This is a genomic window from Pseudopedobacter beijingensis (assembly GCF_042678145.1).
Classification (GTDB): domain Bacteria; phylum Bacteroidota; class Bacteroidia; order Sphingobacteriales; family Sphingobacteriaceae; genus Pseudopedobacter; species Pseudopedobacter beijingensis.
This window is the reverse complement of record NZ_JBHUDG010000051.1, coordinates 1-23,725: the sequence shown is the minus strand read 5'-3', so window position 1 is coordinate 23,725 and position 23,725 is coordinate 1. Positions and strand designations below refer to the sequence as shown.

18 protein-coding genes and 1 pseudogene are annotated in these 23,725 nt (G+C 35.4%); 14 read left to right on the top strand and 5 right to left on the bottom strand.

Going from position 1 to position 23,725, the window contains the following annotated elements:
• Nucleotides 1-3: 3 nt before the first annotated feature.
• From ACFSAH_RS18620 to ACFSAH_RS18570, 11 genes are all read left to right on the top strand, one after another.
• On the top strand, nucleotides 4-3,492 hold the full coding sequence (locus ACFSAH_RS18620; RefSeq protein WP_379664213.1) for a SusC/RagA family TonB-linked outer membrane protein: 3,489 nt from the start codon (nucleotides 4-6) through the stop codon (nucleotides 3,490-3,492).
• 24 nt (nucleotides 3,493-3,516) lie between these two features.
• Nucleotides 3,517-5,112 carry a SusD/RagB family nutrient-binding outer membrane lipoprotein gene (locus tag ACFSAH_RS18615; protein WP_379664212.1) on the top strand — a complete coding sequence of 532 codons (1,596 nt, stop codon included), beginning with the start codon at nucleotides 3,517-3,519 and terminating at the stop codon, nucleotides 5,110-5,112.
• A gap of 10 nt (nucleotides 5,113-5,122) precedes the next feature.
• Nucleotides 5,123-6,118, top strand: coding sequence for a glycosyl hydrolase family 18 protein (locus ACFSAH_RS18610; RefSeq protein WP_379664211.1), 996 nt, complete (start codon nucleotides 5,123-5,125; stop codon nucleotides 6,116-6,118).
• A 35-nt stretch (nucleotides 6,119-6,153) separates the two neighbouring features.
• Complete coding sequence (locus ACFSAH_RS18605; RefSeq protein WP_379664210.1) at nucleotides 6,154-7,491, top strand: glycosyl hydrolase family 18 protein; 1,338 nt, start codon at nucleotides 6,154-6,156, stop codon at nucleotides 7,489-7,491.
• A gap of 91 nt (nucleotides 7,492-7,582) precedes the next feature.
• Entirely contained in the window at nucleotides 7,583-8,377 is a 795-nt protein-coding gene (locus ACFSAH_RS18600) for a glycoside hydrolase family 16 protein (protein ID WP_379664209.1), read from the top strand.
• Between the two features lie 53 nt (nucleotides 8,378-8,430).
• Nucleotides 8,431-9,207: a glycoside hydrolase family 16 protein gene (locus ACFSAH_RS18595; protein ID WP_379664208.1), complete on the top strand. Its 777-nt coding sequence runs from the start codon at nucleotides 8,431-8,433 to the stop codon at nucleotides 9,205-9,207.
• A 46-nt stretch (nucleotides 9,208-9,253) separates the two neighbouring features.
• The gene (locus ACFSAH_RS18590) at nucleotides 9,254-10,213 is read left to right on the top strand and encodes a hypothetical protein (RefSeq protein WP_379664207.1); all 960 of its coding nucleotides are present in this window, start codon (nucleotides 9,254-9,256) and stop codon (nucleotides 10,211-10,213) included.
• Between the two features lie 34 nt (nucleotides 10,214-10,247).
• Nucleotides 10,248-11,762, top strand: a complete 1,515-nt coding sequence (locus ACFSAH_RS18585; RefSeq protein WP_379664206.1) for a T9SS type A sorting domain-containing protein — start codon at nucleotides 10,248-10,250, stop codon at nucleotides 11,760-11,762.
• 145 nt (nucleotides 11,763-11,907) lie between these two features.
• The gene (locus ACFSAH_RS18580; RefSeq protein ID WP_379664205.1) at nucleotides 11,908-13,101 is read left to right on the top strand and encodes a DUF5009 domain-containing protein; all 1,194 of its coding nucleotides are present in this window, start codon (nucleotides 11,908-11,910) and stop codon (nucleotides 13,099-13,101) included.
• A gap of 16 nt (nucleotides 13,102-13,117) precedes the next feature.
• Nucleotides 13,118-15,640, top strand: a complete 2,523-nt coding sequence (locus ACFSAH_RS18575; RefSeq protein ID WP_379664204.1) for a family 20 glycosylhydrolase — start codon at nucleotides 13,118-13,120, stop codon at nucleotides 15,638-15,640.
• A gap of 102 nt (nucleotides 15,641-15,742) precedes the next feature.
• Complete coding sequence (locus tag ACFSAH_RS18570; RefSeq protein ID WP_379664203.1) at nucleotides 15,743-16,567, top strand: glycoside hydrolase family 16 protein; 825 nt, start codon at nucleotides 15,743-15,745, stop codon at nucleotides 16,565-16,567.
• A gap of 29 nt (nucleotides 16,568-16,596) precedes the next feature.
• Here the strand turns inward: ACFSAH_RS18570 and ACFSAH_RS18565 are convergent, their stop codons facing one another.
• From ACFSAH_RS18565 to ACFSAH_RS18545, 5 genes and pseudogenes are all read right to left on the bottom strand, one after another.
• Nucleotides 16,597-17,172, bottom strand: coding sequence for a histidine phosphatase family protein (locus tag ACFSAH_RS18565; RefSeq protein WP_379664202.1), 576 nt, complete (start codon nucleotides 17,170-17,172; stop codon nucleotides 16,597-16,599).
• Nucleotides 17,173-17,415: 243 nt separating this feature from the next.
• Nucleotides 17,416-17,601 carry a hypothetical protein gene (locus tag ACFSAH_RS18560; protein ID WP_379664201.1) on the bottom strand — a complete coding sequence of 62 codons (186 nt, stop codon included), beginning with the start codon at nucleotides 17,599-17,601 and terminating at the stop codon, nucleotides 17,416-17,418.
• 151 nt (nucleotides 17,602-17,752) lie between these two features.
• Entirely contained in the window at nucleotides 17,753-19,924 is a 2,172-nt protein-coding gene (locus ACFSAH_RS18555) for a S46 family peptidase (protein ID WP_379664200.1), read from the bottom strand.
• Between the two features lie 251 nt (nucleotides 19,925-20,175).
• Nucleotides 20,176-20,292 (bottom strand): annotated as a pseudogene (locus ACFSAH_RS18550) (type II toxin-antitoxin system YoeB family toxin); the annotation flags it as partial.
• Nucleotides 20,293-20,435: 143 nt separating this feature from the next.
• Nucleotides 20,436-20,651, bottom strand: a complete 216-nt coding sequence (locus ACFSAH_RS18545) for a DUF2683 family protein (protein WP_379664199.1) — start codon at nucleotides 20,649-20,651, stop codon at nucleotides 20,436-20,438.
• Nucleotides 20,652-20,781: 130 nt separating this feature from the next.
• On the opposite strand from ACFSAH_RS18545, the gene ACFSAH_RS18540 reads away from it, so the two are divergent.
• From ACFSAH_RS18540 to ACFSAH_RS18530, 3 genes are read left to right on the top strand one after another with little or no spacing between them, the layout of a single operon-like run.
• Nucleotides 20,782-21,249 (top strand): GAF domain-containing protein, encoded by a 468-nt coding sequence (locus ACFSAH_RS18540; RefSeq protein WP_379664198.1) that lies wholly within the window; start codon nucleotides 20,782-20,784, stop codon nucleotides 21,247-21,249.
• Between the two features lie 55 nt (nucleotides 21,250-21,304).
• Nucleotides 21,305-22,210 carry a histone deacetylase family protein gene (locus tag ACFSAH_RS18535; RefSeq protein WP_379664197.1) on the top strand — a complete coding sequence of 302 codons (906 nt, stop codon included), beginning with the start codon at nucleotides 21,305-21,307 and terminating at the stop codon, nucleotides 22,208-22,210.
• 3 nt (nucleotides 22,211-22,213) lie between these two features.
• Entirely contained in the window at nucleotides 22,214-23,275 is a 1,062-nt protein-coding gene (locus tag ACFSAH_RS18530) for a nucleoid-associated protein (RefSeq protein ID WP_379664196.1), read from the top strand.
• Nucleotides 23,276-23,725 lie beyond the last annotated feature (450 nt).

Genomic DNA, 23,725 nt, shown 5'->3' with positions numbered 1-23,725 from the left:
AGTATGAGAAAAAATCTTTACTGTTACCCGTTATACGGGGTAGCGGCAAGACTTCTATTGTCCGTATTTTTTCTGCTTATTGCAACTTTTGTATATTCTAAGCAAAGTATATATTCCTTTAACTGGGACAAAATACCTGCAAAAAATGTATTTAAGCAAATAGAGACAAAGGCTAATGTGAAATTTGCCTATAATCCCCTAGAACTAGATATTGACAAGCAATTAACTTTAAATTTGAAAGATAAAAGCTTAGATCAAATTATTGATGCGATAGCAGATCAGCTTAAAGCAAAATATGAGATCAAAGGTTCCGTAATTATTATTCAGCCTAATAATATAATTCTTAATGATAAGAAAAAGCAGTTAGAAAGTGGGACTCTTAGAGGTAAAGTGACTGATAAAGAGGGAGTGCCTCTTGTCGGTGTAATGATTGTTAACAGTACAACCAATAAGGCTGCTATAACCGATAGAAATGGGATGTTTAATATGACTGCGGTTATTGGTGATATTCTTAAATTCAAATTAATAGGGTTTGAGGAAAAAGAATATAAGGTTGGAAATCTTTCTATGTTGGTTGATATAAAGTTAAATGAAGCAACCATACAGTTGGAGACAACTGTAGTAACAGCTTTAGGAATTACACGTGAAGAAAGATCTTTAGGATATGCGGTTTCAGAAGTTGACGGAGAAGGATTAAAAAAAGCAAGAGAAACTAATGTAATAAACTCTTTAGCTGGTCAAGTAGCTGGTTTGGTTATTAATAGTACAGCAGGGGGCCCCGCAGGTTCTTCACGGGTAATTATTCGTGGTAATACAACAATAACAGGTAATAATCAACCACTTTATGTAATAGATGGTATCCCAATGGATAACTCTAATTATGGAGGAACCGGTACAGGGCAATATGCAGAAGGTTATGACATGGGAGATGCAATTTCTGCCATAAATCCCGATGATATTGATAAGATAAGTGTTTTAAAAGGTCCTTCCGCTTCTGCATTATACGGAACAAGAGCTGCTAATGGGGTTATCTTGATTACAACTAAAAAAGGAAAAGGTAGTAAGACCTTAGGAATAGAGATAAATAGTACAAGTTCTTTTGAAGACCAACTTACAAAATTTGATGGATACCAGTATTTGTACGGGCAAGGTACAGCACAAAGTATAAATACAGCAGCTACTCAAGCAAGGACCACCCTATTTCGTAATTTTGGGGCAAGATTAGATCCTGATTTACAGGTAATAGGTTACGATGGCGTATACAGACCTTATGCATTAGTTAAAGATAATATAAGTGGTTTTTTCAGAGTAGGTTCTACTTATACCAATACTATTGCACTAACCAATTCCAATGATGCTTCTTCATTCCGTTTTTCAGCTACCGATATGAGGAACAGAGATATTGTACCCGGAAGTGGTATGAGAAGAAATTCATTCTCTTTTAATGGTACTTCTAAATTTGGATCTAAGTTAACTATGGAAGCCAGAGCCTTCTATATGAATGAAAATGTAGATAATCGTCCTGCCCTTGCAGATGATCCTGGAAATATAGGAAATGCTTTTGTTGGCTTGGCAAATAATGTAAATCAAGAGCAGTTTAAAGATAGCTATAAAAATCCTGACGGTTCTTATATTGAATGGGGTGGGGGGCAATATCGTTTAAACCCATACTGGGTAATTAACGAAATGAGGAATGAAACTCTGAAAAACAGACTTATGGGTTCCTTTCAATTGAATTATACTGTAAACAGTTGGTTAAGTTTACAGGGGAGAGCCTCTACGGATTTGACTTTTCTCGATTTTGAAAAATATAGTCCCAGAACAACACCAGGTTTTATATCAGGAGCCTTAAGTACAAGAGATAGAAAACATGTAACCACAGAAGCAGACTTTTTGATGACATTACAAAAACAGATAAGTCCTTCATGGCATTTATCTGCCCGATTGGGAAGCAGTATTTCAAGAGTACATAATAAGGGAAATACTATGCTGTTTACAAATTTGTTTGTTGATGACGCCATTGCACCTACTAGTTTCGCAGACAAAAGTATTGTAAAGGACTTATATAGAAGACATCTTAATTCTGTATATGGATTGTTTAGTGCTGGATTTAAGGGGTATTTATATATAGATGCTACAGTCCGTCAAGATGCTTCATCTACTTTACCGGAAGATAATAATAGTTACACTTATCCATCTCTTTCGACCAGTTTTGTTTTTTCCGATGCTTTTAAAATAGGAAGAAAGATTTTATCTTTTGGTAAATTAAGAGTTTCTGCAGCAGAAGTAGCTGGAGATACTGATCCTTTTCTATTAGATCTTTATTACAACGTTAATCCGCTAACTTTTAATAGTACTTACTTATACGGAGGAGCAAGTACAGACGTGATGCCAAACCGTAATCTTAAACCAACAAGAACCCGTTCTTTTGAAGTAGGTACAGAGCTTAAATTTTTAGATGGACGTTTAGGTATAGATGCAACTTATTATACACAAAAGTCACGTGATCAGATTAACAGAGTTCCATTGCCATCTTCTTCGGGTTTTTTATCACAGAATATTAATGCGGGTGTAGTAAGCAATAAGGGTGTAGAGTTAATGATTAAGGGTAGCCCTGTAACTGGGAGAAATTTCAATTGGGATGCCAATATAAATTTTGCAAGAAATATTAATACTGTAGAGTCTCTGGCGGAAGGAGTCCCTTTTTTAGCTTTATCTGAAGCAAGGTGGATGGGGGTGTCTGTAGTAGCGCAGCCCGGTGCTGCGTATGGTTCTATTCTGGCATTTGATTACCAGAAAGATCCTGATGGTAATATTATTCTTGATCCTGTAACACTTTTGCCTATGCAAAGTGAAGAAAGGCAGATTGTAGGAAAGGGAATATTCTCATGGACTGGTGGCATTACCAATAACTTTACTTACAAAAACTTTAGCCTAAGAGCTATTATAGATATTAAACAGGGAGCAGACCTTTTTTCTATGACCAATCTTTTTGCCGCAAGTCGCGGAAGTTTAACCACAACTTTAGAAGGGAGGGAAGAATGGATAAAATCTGAAGAAGCCCGTCAGGCAGCGGGTTTAACTTTTGAAGAATGGAATGCAACTGGAAATGTAAGAGGATTAGTTCCAAAAGGTGTGATAAAAAATGAAGATGGTACATATTCGCCTAATACAAGAGCTGTAGACCCGTCCATTTATTGGGCACAGATTGTTCAGGACGGAGGTGTTGCCCGTCCTTATATCTATGATGGTTCTTATGTGAAGATGCGTGAGATTACATTAGGTTACCGTATTCCGACATCCATAACTTCAAAATGGCATGTTAAAGATGTTCAGATAGCTTTGGTAAGCAGAAATCCGTTCATTATATATAAAGATGTTCCTAATGTAGATCCGGATTCTAATTACAATAACGGAAATGGACAAGGTCTTGAATATGGCTCTTTACCTACACGTAGAAGCTGGGGCTTTAACCTTAATTTCAGATTTTAAGCAGGCTCTTTAAATTTAGAAAAAATGAAAAAATTATCATATATATTATCGTTTGTCTTTATCCTTACAGTATTGGTAATGATAAGCTCCTGTAAAAAATTTGATGATACCAATAAAGACCCTAACAGGTCTAATGATATGGATGCATCATTGTTGCTTTCTAATGTACAGCTTCGTTTTTCAGGTGATTTAGAGATTAATGAAAAATTAAATATGTGCCTAACTATGCCTATGGTACAACATATTGGAGGTATCTGGGCAAACAGATATGGTCAGTTTTATATTTATTATCGTCTGTATCTTTCTTCATTATGGGAATACACTTACCGTAATGATGTAGTAAACATTGTAGACGCAGTAAGAAAAACAACAAATGATCCATTAAAAACAAATCTGAATGCGGTATGTAGAATCATGAAGGTTTATGAATTTGCCCGCTTAACAGATGTATATGGTGATATTCCCTATAGTCAGGCAGGTAAAGCATATTCAGATGGAATTGTAAGACCAAGTTTTGATAGACAGGAAGATATTTACAACGATTTCTTTAAGGAGTTAAGTGAGGCTGCGGCGCAATTAGATGCATCAAAAGATGTTGTAAGTGGAGATTTGTTTTACAATGGGAACGTAGAATCCTGGAGGAAATTTGCTAATTCACTTCGTTTAAGATTGGCTATGCGTTTAGTAAAAGTAAATCCTAATAAAGCAAGGGAAGAAGCAGAAGCCGCATATAATGCAGGTGTTTTTACAAGTAATGCAGATATCTGTAGGATGAATCATCAGGATGTACAAAATATCTATGACACAGACATGAGAGGAAACGGTATCTCATCTGCGTTTACACAATCGGAAGTTTTACCACGTGTAACAAACACATTCATAGATCAGTTGAACAATACAAACGACCCTCGTCTACCACACATTGTAAGATATTATATAGATATTATTAACAGACCTTTTGACCGTTTAGATATCACAGATCAGTTAAAACCCATTATAGGTTATAACGGTGTAGAATCAACGGAATATGTTTGGGATGGATGGATGAATCCGATAGACATTCAAGTACCCGGACAAGGTACAATTACAGCCGTAAACAATGATCAGAAAGCACAGCTTGCTAATTTCTTAATCAGAAGAAACGCACCATTTTTACATCTTACGTATGCAGAAGTAGAGTTTTTACTGGCAGAAGCAACCGTAAGGTGGGGTTTAAACCTTGGTGGTACAACTGCAGAACATTATGCCAAAGGTATTGAAGCCGCATGCCAGCAGTTAAGTCTCTATCCGGGCGGACCATCTATTAGTTCTGCTGAAATTAATACGTTTATACAAGGAAATTTATTGATTCCGGGAAGAGAGGTGGAAATGATTAATACTCAATTATGGGTAGCGTTATTACTAAATGGTTCAGAAGCCTATGCAAACTGGAGAAGAACAGGTTTTCCGGTTTTAACTCCTGCCTTAACACAAGAATCTACAACAACAGTAATTCCAAGAAGATTTGAATATCCTATTCTGGAAGTAGAACAAAATGCAGCAAACGTAGCTACGGCGATAGCAGATTTAGGAGCGGGTGGAAATACTTGGATAAACAGAGTATGGTGGGATAAACCTTAACTGATAGATTATGAAAAAGATACATTTAATATCTAGATTATATCTTTTACTGTTTTTATTGTTCAGTTGCAGTAAGAATAAGGTAGATGCACATGAAAAAGAAATCAGAAAGAAAGCTGTAGAAAAAGGATTTCATATTGTTGGCTACATGTTTAGCAGTGGTAACCTTGATATAGAATCTGCAAAGCTGAATTTTGATAAGATTACACATTTGAATGTAGCATTTATAAACCCAGAAGCAAACGGGGCGTTCGCACCGGTAACAGGTTTAACCGAAGCAGTAAAAAGAGCGCATGATAATGGTGTAAAAGTATATTCTTCATTTGCCGGCGGAAATCCACCAGGACATTTAAAAGAATTGCTTAAAGCAGATAAACGAGGAGATTTGGTAAATGCATTGGTAAATCTTACAACAACCTATAACTTGGATGGAATAGACGTAGATCTGGAAGGAGATTATATTGATGATAATTATGAACCATTTATCACAGAACTTCATGCAGCTTTAGAACAAAAAGGTAAGGAAATTACAGCAGCTGTTGCTACATGGAATGGTAATACCATTTCAGATAAGGCACTTTCTCTGTTTGATATGGTGCATATTATGTCTTATGACCAAACAGGGCCATGGAATTTAGAACGTCCCGGTCCACATTCAACATACGAAGCGGCAGTTGCAGACTTTACCTATTGGAATGTAACCCGCTCTGTACCTGCTTCTAAATTAACATTAGGAGTTCCTTTTTATGGCTATGGATTTGGTAACGATATTCGTTCTGATATGTCTTTTGGTGATATTGTAAGTACCTACCCCAATTCAGAAAATACAGACTCGGTAACCGTTTCGGAGAAGGGGGTAATATACTATAACGGTATTCCAACTATAAAAAGAAAAGTAGAGCTGGCAATTGATAAAAAAGCCGCAGGTATAATGATATGGCAGTTGTTGGGTGATGCAACTGAAGATAAATCATTGCTTTCTGTAATTAATAACACCATACCATAAATAACTCAATTGGTTATAACAAAATCTTTAAAAAAATGGAAAAAGCAAAATATTTATTATTATCTGTTTTTCTGATTACCCTTTTGGGTTGTGAAAAAGACAATAAATATTCCGACGATGATTTTCATCCAAGGATATTTGGCAGCGCTTTCAATTCAAATACAAGAGTAATTAATGAAGGGCAATCAACAACCTTTAACGGTTTAACATTTTCTCCAAGCCCTGCTGGAAAAACCAGTATCACTTGGAAAGTTAACGGAGAAGTAGTTTCTACAGATACTGTTTTTACCTTTGAACCAGAATCGCCGGATGTATACGAAATTAAACTGGAAGCCACATTTAATGGTCAAACAGCAACTCGTAAAGCAAATGTTATTGTTAATCCGTTGACTTATACCTTCAAGCCATATACAAATGTAATTATGCCATATATTTCATCAGGAGGTATAGTTAAATACATAGATTGGAGTGCTATTACACATATAGCTTATAATGGGGCAAGAGTTATCCCAGATGGTACTGTTGACTTTTCTGCAGGTAACGTCGGACAATTGGCAGATGAAATTGTAGCAAAAGCTCATATTAATGGTCTTCCCGCATTGTTAGGTGTATCTGGAAGACTATCTGGCCTAGATGGATGGTCGGTTTATAACAGTAGTGATTTTGGTAATGTAATCAGCGATCCGGCACTTAGGGCAATTCTTGTTCAACAACTGGTTGACTATGTTTCTGTCAGAAGATTTGACGGAATTGATATTATGATGACCGATGTTGGCAATGACGACGCTACAATTGTGGATAGGAACATGAAGGCCATCACAACCTTAATACAAGATTTAAAATCTGTTTTACCTGCAGAAGCAATAATTACTGTAACAGTTGCTGCAAATTGGTTACACTGGAATTACAATGATCTTTCGGCAGCAAATTGGTTAAATGTTCATGCTTTCGAGAACGGTGTACATGTTGGTCCCGGAGTGCCTTTAGGACAGCCATCTCCCTTAAGTTTTATGCAAGAATGTGCAAATATCTGGAAAGATACAAAAGGTTACCCGGCAGATAAGTTGGTCATAGGTGTCCCTGCGTTTGGATTACAATATAATGAATTGGATACGGACGGAAATAATTTAGGGTGGAGTTCTTACAGCTATATTGCATATAAAGATATTATAGCTGCAGATCCTACAGCTCCGCAAAATGAGTTTACAGATAAAATAGGACAAGGAGTTTACTACAATGGTGTTCCTTTGGTGAGCCAGAAAGCACAATACATCAAGGATAATGGTTTTAAAGGAGCTTATATATGGGCGGGAGATTATGATACAACAGGAAGCAACTCTTTAACAACTATTTTGAGCCAGATTTTAAAATAAAATACATAAATACATACATAAATTATTTAACAGATAGCATGAGCTACCTGAATGAGAATGTTGTTTTTTTAAATAAAAAAATATTGCCGTTATGAAAAGAAAGAATTTATTAATCCTAATGAGCATTTTGATTTTTGGATCCTGTTCAAAAGATATGAAAGACGTCCAGGGAAAAAACGTGTTACAATACAAACAAAAACAAAATTTGTATAATGCAATAACAAAATCTACCATTTATTTTAGTGGTTACACGTGGGAAATTAAAGAACCATCCACTCCCGTTGGACCAGGACCAAATTATTGGAGTGGAGATAATGTATGGGTAGATGAAAATGGGTGGTTGCATTTAAGAATAAGAAAAAATCCAGTAACTAATATTTGGGAATGTGCCGAAGTTTCTGCAACAACCAATTTTGGTTATGGGACTTTTCAATGGAAAATAGACGGACCGCTTAGTACACTTGATAAAAATGTAGTCTTAGGCTTGTTCAATTATTCCGGTAACGATAGGTATGATGAAATGGATATTGAGTTTGCTCGGTGGGGAAATGATGCTTGGGATATTTTGAATTATACCGTATGGCCTGCAACAGGAAGTTTAGACACAATTCCTGGGGTTCATACAGCAAATTTTACTATGTCAGGTACTTACAGTACACACAGATTCAAGAGAACTGCAGATAGTGTTGTATTTAAAAGTATGCACGGTTTTCAGGATGATGATACCTATATGTTCGAAAACAAAACCTTTACATCTCCTTCAACATCAATAAGTACATTAAGCATGCCTATATTAATGAATTTATGGCTTTATGAAGGAAATGCTCCGTCAGATGGTCAATCTGTAGAGATTGTTATTCACGAATTTAAGTATACACCACTTTGATAAGCGGTAACGAGAAAACCTATATATAAATAAAAAGATAATATCAACTGATTTTGAATAAGTATTATATTTTTCTGTTAGCTGTACTGTTGTCTTCTTCGTGTTCTAAACATGTGAGCCCTAAGTCCGATACCGAAAAAAAAGCAGAGCCACAATATGGTCATTTAACCAACACCATCACTTTTAGTGGTTACGAATGGAGAGTTAAAAAAACTATTGAAACACAGGGACCCGGACCAAATTACTGGAGCGGAGAAAATGTATGGGTTGATGAAAACGGCTGGCTGCATTTAAGAATAAAAAAGAACGATAAAACCGGAATATGGGAGTGCGGAGAAGTGGCCTCAACACAAAAATTCGGCTATGGAACCTATCAATGGAAGATAGAAGGTGATATTTCCAGATTTGACAAAAACATTGTATTAGGGCTGTTTAACTATTCGGGTAACAATATGTATGATGAAATGGATATTGAAATTGCCAGATGGGGGAATGACGCGTGGCCAAATCTAAATTTCACGGTATATTCAGCCACCGGAAGAACAGATGCCAGACATAAAAGCCATACTAAGTTTTTTACAATGGAAGGTACAAAAAGTACTCACCGTTTTACATGGAAAGAAGGAGAACTTACGCTTAAAAGTATGGTAGGTTTCCATGACGATGATACAGGTCTGATAGAATCCAAAACATTTACCAATGCAGATGTTCCTATAAGTACATTGACGATGCCTGCTTACATGAACCTTTGGTTGTTTGAAGGTAAAGCACCATCTGATAATAAAAGTGTAGAAATAATAATTAAGGAATTCAGGTTTATACCATTGTAAATGGTTAATAAATAGATGATTATATAAAATTAAATCAATGAGAATTATGAATAAAAAATTAATCACACTATTACTTTCAATTTTTGCATTCGGCACATCGGCAGTATTGGCACAGGGAAAGTGGAACGGAGAAAGCAACACATCTTTTAAATACATTTTTTTAGAAAGTTTGTTAAACAAAAAAGATAAGTTTAAGGGAGGTTCAGAACTTAGCCAGTATGTTGCCTCTGCCGAAAGTAAATCGGGTTTTCTTCCTGCGCCATCATCAGGTTCTGCAAAAGTATCCATAGAACCAAATACAGGAGCCTCATTTGCTTATACAGGTAAAGGCGACGATTTAAAGCTTAGGGCTATTGCTTCTTCGTCAAAAGCCACACATGAAGAACCTGCCTCTGTAAGTAAGTTTTCCATTTACGGTATCAAATCTTCTGCTGTAACCAGTTTTTTCTTCACATTAGATATAAACGCGTTTGCACAGAACGGCGAGATCATCATTCCTTTTGGAAATACTCCGGATAATGCTCCTGATAACGGTGTAACTTTTAATAATTCTAAACAAATGTCTGAATGGTGGGATAATGAACACCTTTTTGGAAGCATAAAATTAGATGTTTACGATGGTGTTTGGATAGCATACAGCTATCGAAGACCAAGAATAGGTAAATTAGATACACAAGCTCCACGTTTTGTAGAATTAAAGGGACCTACACCTTTTATTAAAGGGAAATCGCATCAGGTAGAAATATATTGTAATAATTCAGAAACAGAGCAAATCTATACACGAAACGGGAAATCATATATCGTATTGCCACAAACTTATCAGTGGTGGGTTAACGATAGGAAAATTGTTTTGGATGGGGATAATTATAATTTTCCTGCAACAGATGAAACGCCAAAAGGAGCTGCAATTAATAGTTTCTCAATCAATACATCTGGAAGTTCAAAACCAGTAGCAAATGCTCTAGAAGTTACCATAAGCAATATTTCTGCGCATTATGTAGAATAATTGAAATCATAAATCTATCAAACAGTAGAATAATATGAAAAGAAAACTACTTTTATTAATAGCTCTGGCTACAGGACTTAAGATGGTTCATGCACAAGGTGTATGGGTAAACCAGAATCCAACTACATTTAATTACAATTTTGAACGTACCGAAGCAAATCCGGGAAATGGATTAACCGAACTAGCAAGTGGAATTGATCGTGTTCAATCTGTCTCAACAAAAGGTGGTCCGGCGGGTTTATTACCGTTTCCATCTTCGGGCTATTCAAAAATAAACTTTCCTGAAAACAGTAATGCCTCTGCAACATTTGATGGTACAGATGCAGATAGTAAATTGGTTTATAAAATAGCTTCATCAAATGGAAGCTCAGCGCCTTATACCGGATATAGTAAGTTCTCATTATATGAAAACACAGAAACTTCTGCGGTAACCAGCATATTTTTTACCTTAAAACCTAATGCCACTACCGCTTCAGGAAGACTTTTTCTGGTTTTCGGTAATACGCCTGATGGAACGGCAGATAATTCCAATGTTTACAATGGAGGTGAATTTCTGGAGTATTGGACCAACGGCCAAAGTATTTTTGGTGGGCTTAAGTTTGATTTGTATTCGGGAGATTATGCTGCTTGGGGCTATAGAAAATCAGGAATTACAGATTATGGATTTCAGGAGGTTGCATATGACGGAGATTTTAACTCTCAAACAGGAACACCATTAACCAAAAATTTTGATAATACTTTTGAAATATATTGTAATAACTATTCTGCCCCGGCAGATTATGAGAGAAATAGTACAACATATACTGTTGCTTCTGGATCATATCATATTTGGGTAAACGGAAGTCAGAAAGCAATTATCAATGCCGGTGTTCCAAATTATAACTTTCCTGCCGCTTCTGGTGAAAGTACTGCAAATACAGCAATCAATAGTATTGGTATTTTTGGAGATCAGAATTCCGGAGACCTTAATGTATCTGTAAGCAAGATTGAAATGGCCTATGTTGCTACAAGTACTCTTCCTGTTACATTCACATCTTTTACCGGACTGAAGAAGGGAACAGGCGTTCAATTAAATTTCTCAATATCCTCAGAACAAAATAATTCGCATTTTGAAATACTGCGTTCTGCAGATGGTGTAGATTTTGAAACAATAGGAAGGGTAGAAGGAAACGGAATTGCATCCAAATATTCATTCTATGATACAAATCCGCTTGCCGGAGAGAATTATTACCAATTAAAACAAGTAGATAAAGATGAGAAATGGACAATATTCAATAAAACTGTAGCTATAAATGCAGATATAATTGAAAAAAACTTAGTAATAACGGAAATAACAGACAGTAAGTTGGGTATTTCCATTTTTGCTGCAAAAGCAGAGCAAGCCATTCTAAAGATTGCAGATGTATCTGGCAGAACGCTTGTAAACAATAGAATAAATTTAGAGAAAGGTTATAATATAAAAGATATTGCTGTTTCGGGATTGAAAGGAATATATGTACTTACAATAGTTTCCGACAGCTTTAACCAAAGTATTAAGTTCTCTAAATAAGCACTTTTATAAATGGGGGATATCCTAAAAAACTAAGTTGTCACATTGAGCGGAGTCGAAATGTGTTTCGAAAAGCACTAAAATAGGCTTCGACTCCACTCAGCCTGACAAAAACAATATTTTTTAGACAGCCTCAGATTACTATATGTCCGATATTAAAAAAAATAATACATCCAGACGACTGATTGCCATTGATGCTTTCAGGGCAATAATCATGATACTGATGATATTTGTTAATGACCTTTGGACCTTAACAGATATACCTGCTTGGTTAGGTCATGTCTCTGCCGAAACAGACGGAATGGGACTGGCAGATTTTGTGTTCCCTGCATTTTTGTTCATTGTAGGTTTATCTGTGCCTTTTGCCATAGCCAACAGAAAAAGCAAAGGCGATTCTGATTTAAAGATATTTTACCATGTCATTATGCGTACCCTCGCTTTATTGGTTATGGGCGTTTTTCTGGTAAATTCAGAAACCTATCCTCAGGAGGAAGTTATATTGTCTAAATCTATATGGATGATTCTGTTGGTTATAGCATTTTTTCTGATATGGCTCAATTATCCAAAACCGGAAACAAAATATGTAGGAATTTTAAAAATTATCGGAGTAAATATGCTGATAATATTAGGCTTTATTTTTCAAACAGAAGATTCATTGGTTACAGGAATGGAATTACACTGGTGGGGAATTTTAGGCTTAATTGGCTGGGCATATTTTACAGCTTCCGGTATTTACCTTTTCTCAAAAGGAAACATCAAGGTTCAATACATCGCATTATTTTGTTTGCTGCTTTTTAGTTGCGCATCATTTTTAGGATGGTTATCGCCAATAGAAGGTATTAAAGATTATATTTGGTTGGTAGGAGAAGGTTCTCTGGCTACCTTCAGCATGGCAGGCGTAATTGCAGCATTGGTTTATAAAAACCTCGGTACACATAACCAGAAGTTTTGGATATTATTAATTGTTATTGCCTTATTATTCATTGTTTTTGGATTATTGACACGTCCAATATGGGGAATTTCAAAAATAAAGGCAACACCATCGTGGACAACTATTTGTACAGGGTTAAGCATTATCACTTTTTTGATTATTGTATATATTACCGATGTACTTCAATTCAGAAAATGGTATAGTTATATAAAACCAGCCGGTACAAGTACACTAACTGCCTATCTTATTCCTTACATCCATTATGCAATTTTAGGGTTGATTTCCATTCGCTTACCTGAAATATTAAGAACAGGAGATATCGGTCTGATAAAATCTTTTTTATATGCACTATTTATAGTTGGCATAACAGGTTATCTCGAACACAAAAAAATACATCTAAAAATTTAATCTTATTGAAATAATAATGAAACATACAATCCGATCTTTTATGTATTTAATGTTAACTACTGTTTTTTGCCATGCACAACCATTTGTTGCGAGTGATATCAGGCTAAGTTGGACTATAACAGAAAACAATTATAAAAATAGTGGCGAAACCTTATCCCGAATTACATTATATAATCAAGGCAAAACGAATATCCCCGCAAAAGGATGGGCAATTTATTTTAATGGCAGTAACCCAAGATTACAGGATATTGAAGCTTCTCCAATAAGAATACATCATATCAATGGTGATTATTTTAAGCTATTGCCTAATGCTGCTTCTGAAGGAATAACACCGGGAGGGCAGATTCAAACATATGTATTGTCCAGAGAACTTAAAAATTACACAGACCACGCTAAAGGATTTTATATAGTTTTTGATAAAAATCCTTCTGTTGGAATACCTATAAAAGCAGAAACAGGTTCTTTGATAGATTATTCTAGCAGGGAAAAAGAGCTTGCCTCAAAAATTTATAAAGAAAACATCTTGATAAAGCAATTATCTTTGGAACAACTGCCCCCTGTTTTTCCTACACCTAACAGTTACCAGTTTTTGAAAGGGGGGGATTTCATACTTAGTTCTGCAATAAAAATAGCAACAGAAGAACAGTTTGATAATGAAGCAAAATATTTATCCAAAGAATTGGAGACCCTATTTGGAAAATCTCCGGTTATAAAAAAATCGGCTAAAAACAGTATTATCTTGCAAACTGATAAAAATCTGGCAACTGAGGCTTATCAACTCAAAATAACACCAGAAAATATAGTAATAACAGCATCTTCTAATGCGGGGATATTTTACGGAATACAGAGTTTGAAAACTATGTTTCCCCCTAAAACATGGGCGGCTAAACAAGATTCAATATCGTTAAAATCTGTATTGATAAAAGATGCGCCGAGGTTTGTCCACAGGGCGTTTATGATGGATGTGTCTAGAAATTTCCAACCTAAGGAAGAAGTCATAAAGTTGATAGACCTTTTGTCATTATACAAGATAAATGTGCTTCACATACACTTTAATGATGATGAAGGCTGGAGGATAGAAATCCCCGGATTGCCGGAATTAACTGCTGTTGGAGGAAGAAGAGGCCATACGCTTACAGAAGAGGACAGGATATTTCCTGCTTATGGATCTGGCCCTGATGTAAACAATACAACAGGAACAGGCTTCTTTTCACGCAACGATTACATAGAAATTCTGAAATATGCCGCCCAAAGGCATATACAGGTAATACCAGAGTTTGAAACACCCGGACACGCAAGGGCGGCTATTAAGGCAATGGATGCCAGATATGCTAGGTTTATGAAAGAAGGAAATGAAGTTGAAGCTAAAAAATATCTTCTGAGGGATTTGAACGACCAATCAGAATATCGTTCAGTACAGGGATGGAACGATAATGTCATCAATCCTGCCTTACCTTCTGTTTACACTTTTTTGGAGAAAATAACCGATGAAACCATTAAGATGTACAAAGAAGCAGGAGCACCACTAAAAACTGTTCATTTTGGGGGAGACGAAGTACCCGAAGGAGTTTGGCAAAAATCTCCTGTAGTAAAACAATTGATTGCTCAGGATAAATCTATCGAAAATATAGATGAACTATGGTATTATTATTTTAAAAAAGTAAACAAAATCCTTAGATCTCGCAATCTGTATCTTTCTGGGTGGGAAGAGATCGGGCTAAAGAAAATATTGGTAAACGGAAAAAAACAAATGGTTATAGATAATCGCTTTACTAACGAAAATTTTCATACCGATGTTTGGAACAATCTTCATGGAAATGAAGATTTAGCTTATAAAATGGCTAATGTAGGCTACAAAGTAGTATTGACCAATGTAACCAATATGTATCTCGACCTAGCTTATAACGAAAGTTATTACGAACCCGGACAATATTGGGGAGGTTATGTAGATGTAAACAAACCCCATAGTTTTATCCCATATAATTATTACAAAAATCAAAAAGAAGATTTTAGAGGAGAATCTCTAAAACCTGGCTATTTTGACGGAAAGGACAGGCTTAGTGCAGAGGGAAAGAAAAATATTGTAGGTATTCAGGCCCCACTTTGGAGTGAAATAATTAAAACAACAGATGATTTTGAATACTTATTATTACCAAAAATTTTTGGATTGGCAGAGCGAAGCTGGGCTAAAGAAGCTGAATGGGAAATCAATCAGGACTCCTTGAAAAGTGAGCAACTGTACCAAAATGATTGGTCGGTTTTTGTAAATACCATAGCAAAAAAAGAATTACCGCGTTTAGACTACTATTCTGGAGGATTCAATTACCGAATACCAACAGCAGGTTATACTTCAGATAATGGTGTTGTAAATGCCAATACCCAGTTCCATAATTTTATAATACGTTATACATTGGACGGTACAGAACCTAATGGTAACAGCAAAATATATAATAACCAAATAGAAGATTCTGCCAATCTGAAACTTAGGGTGTTTAACGAAAAAGGAAGGGGAGGAAGGACAATAACATACTATAAATAAGTTCAAGTCAAATATTTTAACTATTCACTTTTAAATGAAATAAATTTTAGAGCCATGAGATGTTATGTAATATTTTTATTTACAGTTGTTTATTGTCTTGTTATGCTATCAGTAGCATGTTCCAGTCAGCCCAAGCAAGCGGAAAAGAAAAAAGAGTATAAAGAGCCGTTGGAGAAAAATCCAGAAGGAAGATCTTTTGCAAAAGAACCCGATTGGTCAGACGAATTTGATTATACAGGAAAACCTGATAATACAAAATGGTCTTACGATATTGGTGGTGACGGTTGGTACAATAACGAAAAACAATATTATACCAATTTAGAAGAAAATGTAAAAGTAGAAGATGGAAAACTAAAAATCACTGCTCTACATAAAAGCTTTGGAGGAGAAAGCTACACATCAGGAAAGCTCATAACTAAAAACAAATACGATTTTCTTTATGGAAGAGTAGAAGTAAGATTGAAGGTTCCTGTTGGAAGAGGTACATGGCCGGCAGTCTGGATGTTACCAACAGATAATTTCTATGGTTACTGGCCTAATTCAGGGGAAATTGATATTATGGAACATGTAGGCTATCAGCCAAATAATATACATATAACTATACATAATAAAGCCGCTAATGCAAAAGAAAATTTGGGGCAGGTAGTAAATAAATATAAGTTAATACCAACAGCCATATCCGATTTTCATGTTTATCATGTAGATTGGACTCCTGAAGCTATCCGCGGTTATATAGATAACGAGCTCTTGCTTGAATATAGAAACGATGGCAAAGGGTTTGAAACATGGCCTTTTGATAAACCTTTCTATTTACTAATGAATCTTGCGATAGGAGGAGATTGGGGGGGAATTGAAGGGATTGATAATACTGTTTTTCCTTCAGTTTATGAAATAGATTATGTAAGAGTTTATAAAATGGTAAATTAATCAAGTATTTAAAATTACAGAAGTAGGAATTATATTCTGTTTCTTAAATTACAATATTTGAGGGTTAAGCTTTTAGATTCCGCTATATAAGCCAGGCAACTAACAGACCCGTAGTCTACCTCAATATGTTTTAAAGATTTAAATCCTGCTTTTATGACATCAGCTATAATTACCTTAATAATTAGGGGGGTGGTAACCAGTACTATATTGTCAGCTTTCTTTTTGATGAGACTTTTTAAACCCAGTCCGACTCTTTTTTTTACCTGATCTATATTTTCACCATTGCTAAATCCCGTTTTTAGTAAATCATAAAACCTATCAGGGGTTATGTTAGATTGTTCTGCATATTCCCACTCTCCCATATTTATTTGTATAAAATTATCATCTATATAAGTAGAGTTATTACTTAAGTAATGGGCGAGTTTTAGGCAATGTCTTTGAGGGGAGGAGCTATAGTAAGTATTGGAGTTTCCCGTTCCATTCAGTAAATCTTCAACACAGGAAAATGCCGTTGTAAAATTCTCCACCAAAGGAAAATCATTTTTTCCCAGAAGTATATTATTCGGATTATAAACTTCTGTATGGGCAACAAGATAAATATTCATTTTGTCTGAATAAAAGGGTTACTTACTATAAATTTGGTTGTTTTTGATCACGGAATTATATTTTGTTAAAATTGTAACTGTCTTATAATTAGTGTTAAATTGTTTTTATATAAAGTTTTAGTTTGTTGTTGATGTTTGTTTTGATGAGGGATTATATGTTTTTTGTGAAATATAATTCTGTTTTATGTGTTTATTGTATGTATCTATCTTGTTTATAGGTTTTTATGTTTTTTATCTAATGTGTTAGTTATGCTTCTTGTAAGTTTCAATAAAATCAGTTCTCATATCGTTAAATCTGCTGGCAACTTTGTTTATAAACTCTTCGTCCAGAATTTCAAATACGCTATCTATTCCGTTGATAAGATCTATTTCCGCTAGCTTATAAGATTGCTCCAGACTTCCCTGTTCAAACTTTATAATGTATTTCATGTTCATTGAAAATATGGAAATCTTACATTTTGGGTGGGGTAATTCAGCTACTACTCTCATGATAATTTAGTATATTTTTAAGGATGGTAACTGGATGAAATCATATCATTAAAAACACCCAGCTACCTGTATTAGATAAAAAACAGTTTGATTAATTTACGCCAAGTTCCGTTAAGATGGCATTGGCCGAGTCAACCTTTTGAGCAACCCAAAGTACGTATCGGATGTCCACTCCGATAGATCTGCTGTAGTCCTTGTTCCACGCAAAGTCGTTTATGGTAGCTTCATAGGTTCTGTCAAAATTGACACCAATCAATTCTCCTTTATCGTTAAGGATAGGAGAGCCGGAATTACCTCCGGTGGTATCCATGTTGTAAAGGAAGCAAACAGGAACATCGTCCAGTTCTTCCATTTTAAAAGAACCGAAATCTTTATTGTTCCATAGCTCTTTAATTTTTGCATTGTATTGGAAATCGGGATTGTCTGATCTGCCCTTTTCCAGAATCCCTTTTATGGTTGTAAACGGACGCATATAGGAAGCATCTACAGGAGAATAACCCATTATATGACCATAAGTGAGTCTTAAGGTGCTATTGGCATCGGGAATAAAGTTTTTATTCAGAAATTGCTCCTTAACCGTAACATAGTCGGCCATTAATTTATTTAGCAAGGCATCTCTTTTGTTGTTTACCTCATCATTTACCCTTTTAGATTCCCTTATTTCCTTTTCAAGCGTAAGCAGGTCATCGTTATAGTTTAATGTGGTGTTAACATTGCTTAGAACAGAACCGTACAGGGCATCTTTGCTTTTTAACCGGGTATATTGGAAAAGGTTGTTTCTTAATTTATCTATATCTTCTTGCTTGTTAAAACCTGTAAGTTTGCTTTCTACAAACTTAAATTTCTGGTTAGCCGGTAAATTTACCGCTCGGGTAAGCATGTCTTTAAAAAGCTCCCGATCAACATCAATATCATAAGAAGCATAAATTTCATTAAGTCTTTTCTTCAAAATCGGTAAGTTGCTTTCAAAATACTCACTTCTTTTATCGTTCGACAGATTTTCCAGTTCGCTTTTAAACTTGTTCAGGTTAGCGGCAACCCTTAGCAGATTACTTGAATTGTAAATCTGTACATACCATAAATCTTTAAACGCATTGCTATTTATATCGTTGTAAAGATTGGCAATGTCCTTCATTAAATTCCCATACTGACTTTTAAGCTTTTTGTTTCCGTTAATATATTGCACAAGTGCCAGGTCTTCCTGTTTTTTTTGCTCCAGCAGATCAATGTTTTGTAAACCCTTAATTTTTCCCTGATAATTCTTAAGAACATTGGCATTTCTTTTTATACGGGTAGAAAGAGAAAGCTCAGTTTCTCTTCCTTTTTCTTTCCCTGCCAATAGCATTTGTTTGTTCTGGAAACTGTAAAGTTCAGAGGTGTAAGGTAGCAGGTATTGCTGCTGGTAATTTACATATTCTGCAGGTCGGTGTCTGAAAGTTTTTCCCGGATATCCAAGCATAAAAGTAAAGTCACCTTCCTTAACGCCGTTCTGATTTATTTTTAAGAACTTTTTAGGCTGGTAGGGAACGTTTTCCTTGGAGTATGATGCAGAAGCTCCATCTGGAGCTACGTAAGCTCTCATGAAAGAAAAATCGCCTGTATGCCTTGGCCAGATCCAGTTGTCGCTTTCGCCTCCAAACTCACCGATATTCTGTTGTGGAACATATACCAATCTTACATCATTAATAATCTTGTATTTAAAAAGCACATACGTTTTGCCAATAAACATTTCGGAAACCTCTGCACTAATGGTAGAATCTGCAGCCATCGCTCTGTTCTGTATCTCTATAATCTTGTTTTTTATAACATTAAGGCGTTGGTTATAATCTTTTACGCTTGTAGTTGCATTCAGAATTTCTTCAGACACATCTTCATAAGATTGTGTAATTCTGGCAGTAAGGCCTTTTGCCTGTATTTCTTCTTCCTGTGTATGGGCAACAAAACCATTTTTTAAGTAGTCGTTTTCTTTAGTACTCGCCAATTGTACAGCAGAAAAGGCGCAATGGTGATTGGTTATAATCAATCCTTTGTCCGATACAAAAGATCCGGTACAGCCACCTACATTAACCAACGCATCTATAAGACTAATGCCATTGGGATTGTAGATGTCTTGTTGAGGGATTTGAAGACCGGCAGTAGCAAGATCCAGTTTTGATATTTCGCTTAGCGGGAACATACCTTCTTCGAACTTTGTAGAACTGATGTTACCAAAAGCGATGGCTGAAATGCCCGTTGTTAACGCTAGTTTCTTGATAAATCTCATAAAGTGAAAATTTAAAGCCGGAAAATTACGTAAAATAAGATAAATAGAGTGTGTTACCCTGTTTTGTTTACTTCTGAATGGTAATTATTGATATAAGGTATTTACAATCCTTATAAAGAGTAATCATTATTCTGTTCTATACACGATGAATAAATGAGAAAGATTAATTGTCAAAATTAAACTAATAAGAGAGCGATTGTTTATAAGTGATTATAACTTTTAAAGGGGAAATGGAGAGATAAACAACATGTTTACTTGTCTTCGTAATGATCTTTTGCAGAAACTACAGTGACCGTTACAATATGGTCTTCTACAAAATAAATCATCCTGTCTTTTTGATTAATACGTCTTGACCAAAAGCCTGAAAGTTCATGCTTTAATTATTCGGGGTTACCTATTCCTGTGTATGGGTGTAATTCTAGTTCTGAGATTATTTGTTGTATTCTTTTTATAGTAGCTTTATTACCAGAGTAATAATGGTGTTTGATATGCTTTTCTGCAAGTTTTCTGATTATAACCCTAAATCTTGCCATAATGTTTCTGCTTTTATTGTTTTGCCACCTTTTTCTTTAGCGGATTTTTTTACCATAGCTACAAATTGAGGATTGTAATACTTTCCTTCCGAGACAATTTCCACTCCTTTATTCTCTTTAGAAAATAATTCAATTAAATTTTTTAGAGTCTTACCCGCTTTGGTACGTTCATTTATCCTGATTGTAATTTCCATAATAAGATATAACCGTTTGTAACAAATATACAAAAACAATCTCGGATAAGATTTATCTCAAGCACTAGAGCTGAATAGGGTGTTGACAAATTAAACATCCAATAACCTGTATATTTTCTAATTTTGTATAATGAGTCACGATTTAAAAGTTATTCAGACAGATAAGCAAGGGCAATACCAATCCCTGTTTCCGCAAATACAATCCCTTTTAAAAGCAGAAACAGATGAAATAGCCAATATGGCAAATTTAGTTGCAGCATTAAAAACACAATTTAATTGGCATTGGGTAGGCTTTTATCTGGTTAAAAATGACGAATTGGTATTAGGTCCATTTCAGGGGCCAATAGCTTGCACCAGAATAGCGTTTGGAAAGGGTGTGTGTGGACAAGCATGGCAACAACAGCAAACGCTACGGGTTGCAGATGTTAATCAGTTTCCCGGCCATATAGCTTGTAGTAGCCTGTCTCAATCAGAAATAGTGGTTCCCATATTTAATGATGGTAAAATATGTGCGGTATTAGATGTTGATAGCGAGTATCTTAACCATTTCGATAGCATAGACGAGTTTTGGTTGAATAAAATTGCAGGATTACTGTAATTTCAAAATTGTATCATGTCGTTCCCTGTAGTGAATATTCTATTTAGTTTATATCATGCTTAAAATTGCCCATCACCCTATGTATTCCCATCCTTTACCGGCAGGACATCGTTTTCCTATGTTAAAGTATGAGCTGATACCGGCGCAATTGAAATATGAAGGAGTGGTAAATGAAGCTAATTTTTTTGAACCGCAGATTTTGACAGATGAAGAAACCATTCTGTTAACCCATGATTCGCAGTATTGGAAGCGTTTAAAAACCTTAACGCTAAGCTATCACGAAGAAAGAAGAATAGGATTTCCATTATCAGAACAACTGGTAGAGCGCGAACTCAGAATTTGTCAGGGAACAATAGATTCAGCATTATACGCCATGCAGTTTGGTGTATCGTTCAATTCAGCAGGCGGAACCCACCATGCAGGATCAGATTGGGGCGAGGGATTTTGTTTGTTAAACGATCAGGCGGTAGCTGCTAACTATCTTGTATATAATAAAATAGCTAGCTCTGTTTTAATTATTGATTTAGATGTGCATCAGGGAAATGGTACTGCAGAAATTTTTGACGGACATAAGGCCGTTTTTACCTTTTCTATGCATGGTGAGAAAAACTTCCCGTTTCGAAAAGAAAATTCAGATCTGGATATTGGATTAAAAGACCATATTGGAGACGAAGAATACTTGACTATATTAGCAGAAAATTTGCAAAAGGCAATAGAGCTATCTGCACCAGATATGATATTTTATCAGGCGGGGGTAGATGTTTTAAGCACCGATAAGTTGGGAAAGCTGTCTTTAAGTAAAGAAGCATGCAAACAACGCGATTTTTTAGTTTTAGAAAAATGTAAGAACTTGGGGCTTCCCGTTCAGGTAAGTATGGGCGGCGGATATTCACCAGATATCAGAGATATTGTGGATGCCCATTGTAATACTTACAAAGTAGCAAACGAACTTTATTTTTAAAAGATGATTACTTATTTCGAATCCCTATTAGAACAAATATCTGTACATAGAGTAGGCAATAAATTACAGGACGAATACTTTACATTATCAGATAGCCCGCTGAAGATTAATGACGAGCTTTTACAAAACCTGTTGATGCAGTATTTTCTGAAACCATTTGAGAAAGTAAATGAAGTTTACAGGTTAATCCATTCCACCGATGATTTGGAATTGAATGAAGTATATCATTTTGTAAAACAGCTTTTTGCCCAACCTGATAAATTCCATGAAATCAGTCAGCAAATTACCCGTCATTTATTCGATGTTTCAAGTCATCCAAAAATTAAAGGAGGCGAAGTGTACATTACCCTATTCAGAGATGTACAAATAGAAGGCGAGGTTTTTCAGGCTTTGGGTATTTTTAAATCAGAAACCAAAGAAACCTATCTTAGAGTTTATCCCGATGGAGATGGTTTTACTGTAGCTTATGAGCAAGAAGCTATTAACATTCAAAAATTAGATAAGGGTTGCTTAATATTTGATACAGAAGAAGATAAAGGTTATAAAGTAGTGGTAATAGATCAGACCAATAAATCTGCCGGAGAAGCTGCGGTATATTGGAAAGATGATTTCCTGAAATTAAAAATAAGGAACGATGACTTTAACCAGACCACTAATTACCTGAATTTGTATAAAGACTTCGTAAGCGAAAAGATTGACGATGATTTCGAGATTTCCAAACCAGACAAAATAGATTTGTTGAACCGCTCCATGAAATACTTCAAAGAAAAAGACACTTTTGATTTTGAAGAATTTTCAGAAGAAGTTATAGGGAACGAAACAGCAGCAACCTCTTTCAAGGAAATGATACAAAATTATGAAACAGAGTTTGATGTAGAGATAGGAGATTCTTTTGAAATATCTGCACCTGCAGTAAAAAAACAAAATTCGAATTATAAAAGCGTGTTGAAGCTGGATAAAAACTTCAGTGTATACATTCATGGTGATAGAAAATTACTGGAAAACGATTTTGATGAAGACAAAGGAATGAATTACTACAAGCTCTACTATAAAGAAGAGAAATAGTGATTCAATAATCTTAGCATTCATATATGGTAAATATCCTGGGCGAGTCCCGGGATTTTTGATTTATAAACCAATGTGAAATGTGTTTATTCTGGTCTAATGATGATGATTTGATGAGTTTGTAGCCTGTTTTTTATTAAGATAGGCAATCTGCTTTATTAATAATGCTGGTATATTTTTACTTAGGATAAAACACTTGAACTTCTTTGTCTTTACTCCATCATACAAGACATCCTATTAATAAAAGCACAATAATTACCTAAGAGCGCCTTCAATCCCAGGTGCCGGATAAATCAAAAAACTGTACCTTAAACAATCAATACACTACTGTCAAGCCTATAACGCAAGTGGTTTTATGTCCGGCTTTGCATAAGCGTTCAGATCAGTACTTGCGAATAAAAATAAGCGCCAATAGTTTTTTGAAGAGCAAAGGGCAAGAGGGTAAAGGCA